This window comes from Phocaeicola sartorii JCM 17136 = DSM 21941 (assembly GCF_054653615.1).
On sequence record NZ_BAAIFW010000006.1, the window covers coordinates 1,042,972 to 1,056,895 of the forward strand.

Below are 13,924 nucleotides of genomic sequence, written 5' to 3' on the forward strand. Positions count from 1 at the left end.
TAAGTATACTATGTTCAGACTATTCAAACGGCAGATGATTCCGGCAAGGATGATTCAGACAAGTTTCTACCTCCTGCCGCCGGCTATGTGGCATCGCTAAACAATTCCATAATGCTCTTATCCGGAAAGTATAAAGAAGAGGGTGAATCCTAAATCCTCTCGTTATGAACGGGCAGTTCTATTCCAATCAATCAGATAAAGCTTTTCTTTTGAAGAACCAACTCCTTCATTATAAATAAAAGGTGGTAGCCGCCTTTTATAACAACTACCACCTTATAACACTATACCTGATTAGAGGTTAATCCTTTTCATTTACCAGCTTACGGAATCTCTCGACAAAAGGCATGTAAGCTTCCAACTCCCGGCTATCAACAGTCACTTCCGGCTCTATGCCGTACAGTTCCATGATTGCTCTATAATCTTCATCCATAGCAGGGCGCGAAGAAAGTTCTTTTATCACATTGTCTATATATTCAAGGGCCTGTTCCTTCCTGCCATATAAATAATAAAAAATAGGAATTAGAGTTCTGTATTTGTACATTTTTTCAATTAAGAAATCAACATCCAAAAGTTTCTGAAGATAAGGAAACCCGTATTGCACTACTAAATTCACCATTTCGTCAACATTCTGTTGAATCACGTCATCGTTATCACCCAAAGCAAACCGCCAAGACTTATATTCCTTTTGAGGCAATAGTTCTCCCAAAGTCTTACCTACCATAGCAGCATGAAGTTTCACATAATCATAATCATTGCATATTATTGTATACTTATTTACATTTTTATATGTCACACCAACCGACATACTTATATAAATAACATGTTTCTCTCCCCGAGAAGCAGTACCATAGTCGATAATTTGAAACACATTGTCATCAACTAATCGGGTATTGAACCAATCTTGTTTCGGTTGAAATCCGTACTCGGACAGTCTGTCGTTTAGCAGACCTTTAATTTTCTTCTTAAACTCTTTCATCATTAAATTAAAAATAATGTTTAAAAACAACTATATATGGCTCTGAATATGGTTGACCTACTGTAAAGTTTGGAAGTTTTATCTTCATCGCATTTTTACCTACTGGAATAAACGCTGGTTTATTCTGCATCAATTGAGGCAAATTGATTTTTTGATTAGGAGTCAGCCCAACATTAGGTCCGTTTTTTATCTCAAATAGATATGGAATATCATTCTTAACTCCAACAAAATCAAATCTGTTGCGCACTCCATTTAATTCAATTGTAACTTCTTCATGCAGAACAGTACCTCCTTCCTTTACAAAATCATCCATAGCTTGTTTAACACCGACTTGCCCTTTTGCATAAGGAGCCATAGCATTACCGGGTGTAGCTATGGAGCACTAGGGGTTGCAGATGCCATCTGCTTGGAAGGCTGGCTGGCATTCGGCATCACATCCGGCTCTGCCGCCACCTTAGGAGCTTTCACTCCACCTTCCACCGGCGTATTCTTGAAAGAAAACGGACTTCTGCCTACAACAACATCCGCTACAATCCAAATATTCTACTCCTTGAAACAAGGAACTGCTCTAACATGAAAGTATCCATGCTAGAGCAGTAAATAATTTGTTTATCTATAAAAAATGAGACCGGTTTTCGTCACTAAACATCATACATTCCTCATCTCATTCATTTTATCTGATAGAATATGGAAAATTCTCCTTTCATCTTGATGGGAAAAGACGAATGAAATACAATGTTCCAAGCCATCACTCCATGTATCAAGACAAATCAAAACACATCCCAAATATTTCTCCAGTTCTAAATCCGATAATCCAGATAAATTTTCATGGAAAATAACAATAGCTTTTTGTTCTATCCAAGTAAAATCTCGATAAAAATCTATTAATGCATCCCAGTTTTCCCCAAAGTAATTGGGAAAGTCTAAAGTTTCAGCAAGTTTCACATATAAATCCTGAACATCATCAACAGGAGAAACATAGGCTAGATATGTGTCTGGTGCTCTATATTCATTACTATTTTCTACAAAAAATATTCCCTTCATTTTTTTTCTATTTATTTAAAATTCGATCCTTATAATTGTCAAATAATGGTCAGGGGTAAACCATTTGCCATCATTCCCCACAATGACCCTCATGGGTCCCGGCCTAGTTGCCGACTGTGGATTAATAAGATGCACATATTCTTTATATACATTATCACCTGATAAAGATGGCAAAGAAGCGTCTTTATTATAATAAACAGCACCATCATTTCTAAAACTATATAATTCCCCAGTATTGATTCTATCTATTGTTGGTTTCATGTCATGTATAACCCCGTTAGGCTCTACAATAAAGCGCGTATAGTTAGACCCTGTTTGTTCTGTTACCGTTTTTAAGCTCATGCTCATCTCGGAAGCCTGTTCTACCGATGCCATCGGCTTGGAAGGCTGGCTAGCTTTCGGCATCACATCCGGCTCTACCGCCACCTTAGGAGCTTTCACTCCACCTGCCACCGGCGTATTCTTGAAAGAAAACTGACTCCTGCCTGCTGCAATATCCGCACCGGTCCAAACATTCTGACCTTTGAAATAAGAGACAGCACCACCGAAAGCACCACCCGTAACAGCACCGGAAAGAGCGCCGGAAGCTGCACCGGACAGGCCGCCACTCAATATATCACCAAAGTTTCCTCCAGCCATGGCAGCATTGCCTGCACCAAACACAGCGCCACTAGCAGCCCCACTACCCGCTCCGATGATAGCACCGCCAGTCACTCCGGAAAGTCCACCAACAGCACCGGCTATCGCGCCACCGGTTACTGCTCCCAAAGCGCCGGCAGCAGCACCTACGCCGAAATAACCGAAGAAAGAACCCACACTGTTTATCTGGTCGGAATGAATTGCAGCATTCACAACTCCACCAATTACGGCAGCCGCAACAATCCACCAAAACTCACCATTCTCATCCACATAGCAAAGCGGATTGCACATGCCATAACCGTAACGGTTCAACGAACGTAAGTTGTCAGGCAACTGCACAAAAGGATCAGGAGAAAGAAAACGACCAAGCACCGGATCGTACAGCCGCGCATTCATGTTAATCAAACCAAAGACCGACAAATGTTCATGTCCTGTATAGCCACGGCCCAACAAAAGATCAGGCTCGCTGCCGGGAAGGTAAACATTCTGATTGACCGGATTACGTATCCGCCCCCATGCATCATAACTATATTCGGCAAGCAACTTACCGGAATTATCAGTTATATGCGTAATGTTGCCAAGATAGTCGCGACAGATATAATTCAACCGCCAAACCCCGTTCTCCTTCACATATACCGCAGGAGAATGGTAATAACCGCCGCCAAGATAAAGCTTTTCTTTTGAAGAACCAACTCCTTCAATATAAATAAAAGGTGGTAGCCGTCTTTTATAACAACTACCACCTTATAACACTATACCTGATTGGGGGTTAACCCTTTTCATTTACCAACTTACGGAATCTTTCGACAAAAGGCATGTAAGCTTCCAATTCCCGATTGTCAACAGTCACTTCCGGCTCTATGCCGTGCAGTTCCATGATTGCTCTATAATCTTCATCCATAGCAGGGCGCGAAGAAAGTTCTTTTATCACATTGTCTATATATTCAAGGGCCTGTTCCTTTCTGCCATATAAATAATAAAGGATAGGCAAATAAAACCGACGATTTACTTTGAACATATTCTCAATAAAAAAATCTATTTCGGAAATCTTTTGAAGATAAGGGAGACCATATTGTACAATAATATCAACCATTTCTTCAATATTTCTCTCAATCTGTTCATCACTGTCGTTTAGAGTAAAACGCCATTCCATATACTCTATTTCAAGGAAGAGGTTACCTATAGGTGTAGCAACCATGGGAGAATAATATTTCAAACGACTCTGTTCACCAAGTTTTACAGCTATTTCATCTATATTTTTGTAAATGACACCCACTATTATTCCAATATAGATTGTATGTTTCTCATTATGGGAAGAAAGGCTAGGAGCTATAATTTGGACAATATTATTGTCTATAATTCGAATTATATCCCAATCTTTTTTACGCCGAAATCCGTATTTAGATAACTTCTCACTTAGAAGATCCCTAATTTTTCTTTTCAATTCTTTCATTGTCATTCATCTAATTAAAAAATAATGAGTATATAGCCGAGACCCTACTGATGCAAAAGACGGCAGGTATGTTTTAATACGTCTGCCGTCTTTTCACAATTAGAGAGTTCAGTAGGTTAATGACCTGCTTCTATAAACTTCTTAAAGTTTCTGGCAAAGGCGAGATAGTCATTCATACTGACCGATTGATTACCGATGATTACAATATCACCCATGGACAGCAATTTCTCCATCTCCTCCTTCGAAGGCCATTCACCCTCCTTCTGAATAGTTTTTTTTATGTAATCCATTGCTAAAGCATCTTCTCCGCGCAGATGATAAAGTACAGGAATAAGTTTGTCCACTCCAAAACAAAGATATCTATTTTGACTCGGATCCGACAGTAGTTTATCCAGCAGTACCTCTCCATCTAACAACTCATCGAAATAAGGAAATCCATATTGAACGATATCGGATATCATTTCATCTATAGTAGCATCCAATGAATCCGGCATATCTTCTTTTCTAAAATGCCATTCCTTATAACCTCTTGGCACTTCAGTTTCAGGCATAAGCATTCCCATAGTTCCGGTAACCATACCCTGATATGCTTTCATCAGGTCGTATTCTCCCAGTTTAACCATTATCTCATTTATATTTGGATATAAGACATTCATATCTGCCGTAACATTTCTACTTCCATTTGAAAATCCTAATCCTATAATTTGCACTGTATTGGCTTTGGTACGTACAAATCGAGCATACTTTCCTTTCGGAACAAATCCAAAAGGCAAAAGCCGTTTTGCCAAACAGTTCTTTATTTCTCGTCTCAAATTTTTCATCTTATAGATTTGTTAAAAATAATGTTTATAGACTACTATATATGGGCCTGTACAGGGTTTACCGAAAACTTCAAGCCTTCCCAATCTGCTTTTGTAACTCTGATAACCAATCCTGATTCACAATCCAACGAAAGATTAGATTATTTTGAGGAAATTGCTTGTCATAAACATCACCTTTCACTATTATTTTATCTCTCAACCTAATAAACCTTATAGACCAAAACTCACCTAAGGGAGATAAACTAATTTCCTTTGTTTTACCTTTAATTATCAAAGTGAGTTCTTCCTTAAAACAAAGCAACTCACTCATATCCATTTCGCAGTCTGTCAATAGATGAAAGAATGAATCTTTCAGTTCTACCTTAAAGCGAATATATTCTGAATATTCTATAACTTCAAAATTAAATAAACAGATTGAACAAAACTGATTGTGGTTATTCATAATAATTTCACTGGTAAGCTGAACAGAGTCCACTGTTTTTCCTATACTATCGGACAGCTCCGGCAAAAAGGTTTGATCAAAATGAGTTTCCAAAGTTAAGCCATTATGCATCGTTTGATCTTTCCAGATAGAAAAATGCTGTTTAATACGTCCTGTTCTTTCCAATTCTAATTCTATATGCAGAAGTTTATCCATCGAAATGAATGCCACTTTTTGAAGATGCCCAACATATAAAGAATCTAGTTGCTCTTTAAACTTCTGTAACTCAACAATACTTGCTTTATAAGGTCCTGACACATTAAATATCGAGGTTTGCGCCTGCAAATCAAATTGCAAGATATTATCTTCCATACGTCTTTCACAACGGAAATTATAACATTGTACTATTGATTCCCGTTCTGAATTATAAAATACAATTTGTTCCATCATTTTTTAATCTTAATAATATAACCAATTCGTTTTAAGATTCCGACATGAGATTATGTCAAAAGTTCAATAGCATTATCATATAGTTTGCCTCAAGAAGATTAAAACATGAAGTTATATTCAGATTCTACACAAATGTTCAGAAAGGCAAAATAATAACTTATTTTAGTTTTGACATACTCTCATGACTAAAATTTATTTAAGGTATAAAGGGAAATTTAAAGGTTTTCATAAAAGAATCCCAATCATAAAATGCCCTATGATATACAATTCCCGTATTCGAATTTATTCCTAATGTATAAACTCCTTCAACCCCATTAATAGTACCTGGAGCAACCATCATTTGACTATTTCCTCTAATACCAAAAATGTCACCATGTTCTAAAATCTGTTTATCAAAAGAACGTGGATAGGTATGATAAAGATCACCTTGCAAATCAAGTCTAGAATTATATCCCTCTATTTTCAACGGTCTAAGAGATAAACTTTTTTCACCCTCCATCACAGGAGTCGAAATTTTATCATTAGTAGTTATAGAGTATTCATTTGTTGCATTTCCAACAGGTTTAGACGGTTCCGTAGCTTTCGGCATCACATCCGGTTCTACCGCCACCTTAGGAGCTTTCACTCCACCTGCCACCGGCGTATTCTTGAAAGAAAACTGGCTTCTGCCTGCCGCAACATCCGCACCGGTCCAAACATTCTGACCTTTGAAGTAAGAAACAGCACCACCGAAAGCACCACCCGTAACAGCACCCGAAAGAGCGCCGGAAGCTGCACCGGACAAGCCGCCACTCATTATATCACCAAAGTTTCCTCCAGCCATGGCAGCATTGCCTGCACCAAACACAGCACCACTGACAGCACCACTACCCGCTCCGATGATAGCACCGCCAGCCACTCCGGAAAGTCCACCGACAGCACCGGCTATCGCGCCACCGGTTACTGCTCCCAAAGCACCGGCAGCAGCACCTACGCCGAAATAACCGAAGAAAGCACCAACGCTGTTTATCTGATCGGAATGGATTGCAACATTCACAGCACCACCAATTACGGCAGCGGCAACTATCCACCAGAACTCACCATTCTCATCCACATAGCAAAGCGGATTACACATGCCATAACCGTAACGGTTCAACGAACGTAAGTTGTCAGGCAACTGCACAAAAGGATCAGGAGAAAGAAAACGACCAAGCACCGGATCATACAGCCGCGCATTCATGTTAATCAAACCAAAGACCGACAAATGTTCATGTCCTGTATAGCCACGGCCCAACAAAAGGTCAGGCTCGCTGCCCGGAAGGTAAACATTCTGATTGACCGGGTTACGCATCCGCCCCCATGCATCATAACTATATTCGGCAAGCAGCTTACCGGAATTATCAGTTATATGCGTAATATTACCGAGATAGTCGCGACAGATATAATTCAACCGCCAAACCCCGTTCTCCTTCACATATACCGCGGGAGAATGGTAATAACCGCCGCCAAGATAAAGCTTTTCTTTTGAAGAACCAACTTTTTCGTCTATTTCATACACATTGCCCAAATAATGACGCGTCAAATAATTACTACCATTTTTAGTAATCTGCATTTTTACACGGTCATAATCTGCATTATACGAGAATGTAGCCTGATAACCATTTTCTGAAATTGTACCGGGACGCATGAATGAAGTGTAAGTCACACTCTGTGGTTTCGCCTGTGCCGTTGAAACCGAAGAGACAGGAGCGATGTTACTTATGCGATATTTATCATATTGCATGATCCCTGCATCAGTCTTATTAGTTATATTACTGATAGCATCATAACTGACCGTAGCGCCTTTATAGCCCGTCAACCGATTCACTGCATCATACGTAAAATTTTCTGTCAGATTACGTGTATTGTCCTTACGAGAACTCAAGTTGCCTTTGCCCAAATCAAAAGCATAAGTGCTGTTTTGAATCGTTCCTCCGGAAGAAGAAAGCGAACTTCGCCCTGTAGGCACGCCATATTGATTATAGGTATAATTCCGGGTAACAGTTCCTGTAACAATTTTGGTCGGATTCCCGAAATTATCAGCAGATTGCAAATCCCAAATAGTATTAGTACCCAGTTTTATCGTTTTCAGATGCCCATTAGCATAAGTATAATTCTCAGTTCCTATTACTTCGGCCTGCGATTGATAACCGGTCGCTGTCAAGATTCCGTTAACATAAGAGTAAGTCTTCTGCAACCATTTACCATCCATTCCTACTTGTTTATCAGTCAATACATTGCCATATTTATCGTAGGTATAGGTAGCAGAAGTTCCATTCGTATTAGAAACAGCAGTAATAACTGGATAATGTGGATCATAGCTATAGGTAACGCTAAACTCCGGTGTTGTTTCTGACAACAATTTACCATATTTGTCATAAACATAGCTCACCGTTTTATTATTTGCATCCGTCATTCTATTCACATTTCCATATTGATCATAACCGAATGTCTTAATACCAGCTGCCGGATCATTTATAGAAGTTTTACGTCCCCAATCATCATACGTAAAAGATGTAGATATATCATTGGAAACTTTAACAGACTCGACATTGCCATTTGCCAAATATGAATAAGTAATTGTACCGTTAGAGTCTGTAACAGTCAAAAGATTACCTTGCGGATCATAGTCACGAGTTGTTGATATTCCATCTTTGGTCTCCGTTACTGAAGTTCCGGAATATGAATAGGTCTGTTGGTTTCCTGAAGCAAACATTATTTGTGTGGGTCTGTCGAAGGAATCATAAGAATATGTATTCCACAAAGAAGCCGAACTGCCTGTAAATGGCATAGATTTCTTTTGCAACATATCTTTTGAGTCATAAACATGATCTTCATAAATCATTGTCCCGTTAAATTGTGTTTCTCCTTTTCTAACCACCTCACCAAAAGCATTATAATAGGATACTACAGTCGGAGCATTCGTTTGCGTGACCTGCACATAATACAGTGATTGAGGAACAGACTGATTCCAGCCCAAAGTAATGTTTCTAACAATATTATCCGGATAAATCACTTTAACTAGATTCCCCATATCATCATACTCATAAGTTGTGTTGTTATTTCTGATATCTGTTGATGAAGTCAATAAGCCACGAGTATATGAAAATCCTGACTTAAGACCGAATGGAGAAATTTCTTCTACCAAATGCTGACCATTGGATGAATAATTATAAGTTGTAGTAACAGCGTCTGATGAACTGTAAGATTTAACAGACTTACTTACCATGTGCCCAAAACTATCATAACCATAAATTTCCTCAGAAACTTTCTTCATACCGTCTTTGGTATATGATACCTTATTTGTCAAACGGTTATTATTATCGTATGTATTGACAACCTTTTCTATCCAATCAGATTCACCTGTTCTTTGCTTCTTAATCGTAACATTCAACGGGAGTCCTAACATACGTTGATTACCAAATACATTTTTATATTCAATCGTTTTTTCTTCTATGATATCATTTCCCCACATTATACCAATAAATTTGGGAGAACCATATTCATAATCCTTATAAACAGTATTTATAAATGTATTTTTAAGATGATCTTGCTCTATCTTCACAAATGGTTGTAGTTCATAACGTTTCCCAGTACCTGGCAGAATTTTATTTGCAAAAAACATAAGCGAAACTTCAGTTCTATCTGTTTTCTGTTTAATTTGTTGATACATATACGAAAAATAATAGTCTTCGTCTATGTTATAATCACTTATAACTTCAATATTTCTTGAATTATTGGTTACACTTATATTCTTAAAACATAAAATACCCTTACCTTGTCTATGCACACATAAGTCTTTATACTTATATGAAAAATTCTGATAATATCCATCAGCATTCAAGTTTTGGGAATAGACCACATACAGTGGAGCTTTCATCTTTACTACCGGGAAAGTGACAGCATCTGCCGTTTCCGTATAAGCTCCTTGCGTTATCGGCATATAGTCAAAAGAAACGCGGCTATTATAGCCATCCACTATCGACTTGACATGCAGATTCATCTTGTCATTGAACTGATACAACAGATTCATATCTGCGTATGCGCCCATAATGAATTCCGAACGACCGTCACCATCAAAATCGGCTACCGCTAGATTTGACTGTCCAGTCTGAGTATCGTCATTGATCAATCCATTTGTCATCAAAGACGTAGTATAATATTCATTATCAAAATTAGTTCCATTAAAAGTGCCAATCTTTATTTTAAGCTTATTGCCGGTAATTGGCTCTAGATGAAGAATATCATGCCTGCCATCCCGATTAAAATCACCTACAAGCACTTTTGCTTTGATGTCATGGTTTACTATCTGCTTTTTTATAAATGTTTTGCCCGTAGAAAGAAACAAAGTAACAGTGGAAAAATTACTAGAACTTTGGCATAACACATCAGTCTTTCCGTCACCGTTAAAATCACCGAAATAATTGAAATTCCAATTACGAAGTTCTGAATTGCTGAATGAAGTAAGTTTGGTAAATGTTCCTCCATTCAAAGTATAAACCCAGCAGGCACTACCACTCATTGTCAAGACATCTGTCTTTCCGTCACCATTAAAGTCTACCAGATAATTATTATTCGGATAACTAGAAACATAGTCTGTCCCCCAATTATCAATTCCTCCGGATGCAATCTCCGTTGCACTTTGGTTATAAACTTTAGCGTTCCTAGTCAGCACTTCCGTCTTTCCATCAGCGTTAAAATCACCTGTCAATATACGTGAATCACTATTATTAAAACCGCCTGATTCAACAAAAGAAGACCCATTGAATAAATAAAAATCAAAACGATAATTATTTTTACCAACCTTCTGAATACGTATGACATCCATCTTACCGTCACCGTTCAAATCAGCATAACGTAAAGCTTGAAAATCGCTACATAAGGGTAAAGTGCACTTTTTAGAGAAAGAAACATCTCCATACGGTGAATAGGCCTGATATAATACAGCATTGTCGGATGAGGAATAGGAACTTTTCGTCGGATAAGTCATCATATCCGCTTTGCCATCTCCGTCAAAATCAAGAAAATCTGGATAAATTCCTTCACGTGACACATCTACACCGGAAAAGTATTCTTGGGCATACTTGGAATTATTTCCATCATAATCACCCCAGTCAACAATAGTTGAATTATATCTAGCCCCATTTCGCCCATACTCTTCAACCTCACTTAATTTAGAGTAATATTGATCAAACAGGTATTTAAACTTATACTCCTTGATCACTACCCCATCAGACAGACATTTAATAGAAACAAGTAATTTCTTCTGAGTAATAACATTCCCAGCAACATAAGATTCCATGGTATCATTACGATCATCATAAGAAAACTCTACCTTATTATATGGGGATACATTTTCATTGGTGTTGCCTGTATATTCTATGCTGGAAAGATAAAACTCTCCTGTTGTAGCATTTACATTATAATGATACAACATATAATTACCATATCGATCTGTTACCTTTGACAAAAGCCAATACAAAGCACAGGAAGCATTTTGGGCGCGTATATTGGAATCCGTATTTATCCCATACTCATAAACCATTCCATCTTTTGTACGTACTCGAAAAGCATCTTTGGAATTGATCGTAACATACTCAACGATACTATAATCCTCTTTTTCACAAGCATAAACAGAGCCTACAACCATATTGGTGCCGGAAGTGCGTATCAACCGCTGTCCATCAAGCATCAAATTATCAGCGGTAGTCAGTTTTATCTCGTCAGCTGCTCCGTCATAATAATAATTCTTGCCTACACGCATTATATATGAGGAAGCGGACAACCCCCATCCATATCCCATAATACCATTACCGGACTGGCTATTATAACCGACTGATAATTGTGGCTGCATCCCGTTAGTACCATCCACAACTTTAATCGGAATCTGATAAATAGCAGCTCCTAAATCTGAAACACTAGCATTTCCCTCTGTTCTACCTACCTGTAAAGTGGTATTTAATGAACGGTAAGGATCAGGAGCGTCAGATTGGTAAGTAATGGGTAAAACACTTCTTGAAACTAAAGGACTGATGTCAGCTCTGCTCCAATCAAAAGTCAACGCTCCTCCTCTTTTAATACGGTTTCCAGCCGAATCATGGGTATAAGGAACATTCTGTCCATATATGAATATTATATACAGAAATGTTATAAGAAACAATAAAGCTCTTTTCATAAATTTCTTTTTTAATAATTAGTCGTTAAATCATATAAGAATAATATTATCCGGCAGATCCATAATCATTTTAATGAATCTGCCGAAAGGAAGATTAAATTCAATCTTCTACAAATTCATAGCATTCGCCCCCAGCGCCCCCGCAATGGCCGAAGCAACTGCAATGATCACTTTCAAAATAATGTCCCAAGTAGTTTTTTTAGTTGTCATAGTTTTATCCTCCTCTAGTTTAGTTAGAAATAAATAGTTTATAAATAATTGATAATCAAGTTATGAGAAACGGAGGACCGCGAGAATCCCCATTCATAAAATGTAAGGACAGCACTCTACTATACAATATAGTAAGCGGCAACAAATACGTTCCAATATTCCGGAAGTGAACGTACAATCCTCCCTCCGCAGCGAAACCATCCGCCACGAACCAATCAGTAGTTTGCATAAAAATAGATAGTTTAGTAAGTCCTTGTTTTAGATTTGTATAATCATTGTATCAAATAGTCTGAATTGCCTTTATTCAAACTCCTTAAATTCCCTTTCATGCTGTTTTTTCAATTTACGCGCCATACTTTCACGTACTTTTTGCAAAGCTTGAAGGATAAGCAGCATACGTAACTGCCCGTCATCTGTCCGAGTAATGACAGGATAATGACACGTATAGTTCACAATAGGTAAACACAACTTGTTTTCACGCTGCTTACGGCTGCTCAGTTTACGGCATTCCTTGCAATAATTGTCATAACACTGTTTTTTACTATTGAAATAAAAATCCGACACCGGAAGTTCCCGTTTACAATGGCTACAAATATGATTAGAGCCTACTGAAGCTTGTTTCATGGTTGTTTGAGTGTGTGTATTCATGACCGTTTGAATTATTAGTTATCTGTTATTTGAGTGATTCTTTTCTTTATCTTAACCACAATGCAAAGGTACAAGTATTTTTCATATTGAATACATATTTATCAAACATTGCGTTAATTTTTAGACAGATTGTTTTATTAACGAAAATCAATTTTCAGTCTAAAGATCTATTTCCACCTATTTTATCTATAAAATTAACTAATCATTCCTTATTCATTTCATTTAAAAAGAAAATTATTGCTCTATTGTTTTGAAATCTAAAACTTATCTTCTATATTTGCTACGGAAATACAAGTTTGTTTTTATAGAGGAAACATAATGATCATAAAATCCCCAATTAAAATATGGATAAGCTACTGAATGTATCTGACATAGTGAAACGTGCCAAAATAGCGATGGGATTCAAGACAGATACGGAACTGGCCGCATTTCTAGGCATATCACGCTCTACACTTTGTAATTGGAGTGTACGTAACAGCATTGACTTCCCGCTATTGTTGGAAAAATTAAAAGAGGTGGACTACAACTGGTTGTTAACGGGAAAAGGAACTCCGATGCGCCACGAAAAATACTGTGAGAACGACCCTGTAAAAGGAGAAGTGGAAATTCTTCACAATTCTAAAACAGTAGAAGCAACTGACGACCGCAGTGTGGACCTCTATGATATAGCGGCGGCAGCTAATTTAAAGACATTGCTCACCAACAAACAACAATATATAGTGGGAAAGATCATCATCCCCAGTATTCCCAGATGTGACGGCGCCGTATATGTCAGTGGTGACAGTATGTATCCTATCCTGAAATCGGGAGATATCATCGGGTTCAAGGAAATCAGCAGCATGGACTATCTTATCTATGGTGAGATGTACCTGGTTTCATTCCATATAGACGGAGACGACTATCTGGCAGTGAAATACATCAATAAATCGGAAAAGCCCGGTTTTATCAAACTGGTAAGCTATAATCCGCATCACGAACCGATGGACTTGCCTGTCACCAATATCCAGGCAATGGCAATCGTAAAATTCTCGGTTAGAAAAAATATGATACTCTGACCCTACAAGCATAA

At 38.0% G+C, this 13,924-nt stretch carries 11 protein-coding genes; 1 reads left to right on the forward strand and 10 read right to left on the reverse strand.

What is annotated here, in order from left to right; translation table 11 throughout:
* Positions 1-298: 298 nt before the first annotated feature.
* The 10 genes from ACYQ0C_RS21315 to ACYQ0C_RS21360 all read right to left on the reverse strand — a co-directional run bounded on the left by ACYQ0C_RS21315 (position 299) and on the right by ACYQ0C_RS21360 (position 12,855).
* Positions 299-979 carry a hypothetical protein gene (locus ACYQ0C_RS21315; RefSeq protein WP_016274841.1) on the reverse strand — a complete coding sequence of 227 codons (681 nt, stop codon included), beginning with the start codon at positions 977-979 and terminating at the stop codon, positions 299-301.
* Positions 980-983: 4 nt separating this feature from the next.
* Positions 984-1,331: a hypothetical protein gene (locus tag ACYQ0C_RS21320; protein WP_016274842.1), complete on the reverse strand. Its 348-nt coding sequence runs from the start codon at positions 1,329-1,331 to the stop codon at positions 984-986.
* A 293-nt stretch (positions 1,332-1,624) separates the two neighbouring features.
* Positions 1,625-2,020 carry a barstar family protein gene (locus ACYQ0C_RS21325; protein ID WP_016274843.1) on the reverse strand — a complete coding sequence of 132 codons (396 nt, stop codon included), beginning with the start codon at positions 2,018-2,020 and terminating at the stop codon, positions 1,625-1,627.
* Between the two features lie 15 nt (positions 2,021-2,035).
* Entirely contained in the window at positions 2,036-3,265 is a 1,230-nt protein-coding gene (locus tag ACYQ0C_RS21330; protein ID WP_128812101.1) for an RHS repeat-associated core domain-containing protein, read from the reverse strand.
* A 163-nt stretch (positions 3,266-3,428) separates the two neighbouring features.
* Positions 3,429-4,112: a hypothetical protein gene (locus ACYQ0C_RS21335; protein ID WP_128812103.1), complete on the reverse strand. Its 684-nt coding sequence runs from the start codon at positions 4,110-4,112 to the stop codon at positions 3,429-3,431.
* Between the two features lie 116 nt (positions 4,113-4,228).
* Positions 4,229-4,933 carry a DUF4304 domain-containing protein gene (locus ACYQ0C_RS21340; RefSeq protein ID WP_016274846.1) on the reverse strand — a complete coding sequence of 235 codons (705 nt, stop codon included), beginning with the start codon at positions 4,931-4,933 and terminating at the stop codon, positions 4,229-4,231.
* 70 nt (positions 4,934-5,003) lie between these two features.
* Positions 5,004-5,804: a WapI family immunity protein gene (locus ACYQ0C_RS21345; RefSeq protein ID WP_159106283.1), complete on the reverse strand. Its 801-nt coding sequence runs from the start codon at positions 5,802-5,804 to the stop codon at positions 5,004-5,006.
* Positions 5,805-6,000: 196 nt separating this feature from the next.
* Positions 6,001-11,997, reverse strand: coding sequence for an FG-GAP-like repeat-containing protein (locus ACYQ0C_RS21350; protein ID WP_016274848.1), 5,997 nt, complete (start codon positions 11,995-11,997; stop codon positions 6,001-6,003).
* Between the two features lie 108 nt (positions 11,998-12,105).
* Complete coding sequence (locus tag ACYQ0C_RS21355; protein WP_016274849.1) at positions 12,106-12,207, reverse strand: smalltalk protein; 102 nt, start codon at positions 12,205-12,207, stop codon at positions 12,106-12,108.
* Between the two features lie 300 nt (positions 12,208-12,507).
* Positions 12,508-12,855, reverse strand: a complete 348-nt coding sequence (locus ACYQ0C_RS21360) for a hypothetical protein (RefSeq protein ID WP_016274851.1) — start codon at positions 12,853-12,855, stop codon at positions 12,508-12,510.
* 344 nt (positions 12,856-13,199) lie between these two features.
* On the opposite strand from ACYQ0C_RS21360, the gene ACYQ0C_RS21365 reads away from it, so the two are divergent.
* Positions 13,200-13,910, forward strand: coding sequence for a LexA family transcriptional regulator (locus ACYQ0C_RS21365; protein WP_016274852.1), 711 nt, complete (start codon positions 13,200-13,202; stop codon positions 13,908-13,910).
* Positions 13,911-13,924: the final 14 nt, after the last annotated feature.

Bases quoted from the DNA above. Each gene is read 5' to 3' on its own strand.
- ACYQ0C_RS21315 (WP_016274841.1), bottom strand. From the start codon at position 979: ATGATGAAAGAGTTTAAGAAGAAAATTAAAGGTCTGCTAAACGACAGA.
- ACYQ0C_RS21320 (WP_016274842.1), bottom strand. From the start codon at position 1,331: ATGGCTCCTTATGCAAAAGGGCAAGTCGGTGTTAAACAAGCTATGGAT.
- ACYQ0C_RS21325 (WP_016274843.1), bottom strand. From the start codon at position 2,020: ATGAAGGGAATATTTTTTGTAGAAAATAGTAATGAATATAGAGCACCA.
- ACYQ0C_RS21335 (WP_128812103.1), bottom strand. From the start codon at position 4,112: ATGAAAGAATTGAAAAGAAAAATTAGGGATCTTCTAAGTGAGAAGTTA.
- ACYQ0C_RS21340 (WP_016274846.1), bottom strand. From the start codon at position 4,933: ATGAAAAATTTGAGACGAGAAATAAAGAACTGTTTGGCAAAACGGCTT.
- ACYQ0C_RS21345 (WP_159106283.1), bottom strand. From the start codon at position 5,804: ATGATGGAACAAATTGTATTTTATAATTCAGAACGGGAATCAATAGTA.
- ACYQ0C_RS21350 (WP_016274848.1), bottom strand. From the start codon at position 11,997: ATGAAAAGAGCTTTATTGTTTCTTATAACATTTCTGTATATAATATTC.
- ACYQ0C_RS21355 (WP_016274849.1), bottom strand. From the start codon at position 12,207: ATGACAACTAAAAAAACTACTTGGGACATTATTTTGAAAGTGATCATT.
- ACYQ0C_RS21360 (WP_016274851.1), bottom strand. From the start codon at position 12,855: ATGAATACACACACTCAAACAACCATGAAACAAGCTTCAGTAGGCTCT.
- ACYQ0C_RS21365 (WP_016274852.1), top strand. From the start codon at position 13,200: ATGGATAAGCTACTGAATGTATCTGACATAGTGAAACGTGCCAAAATA.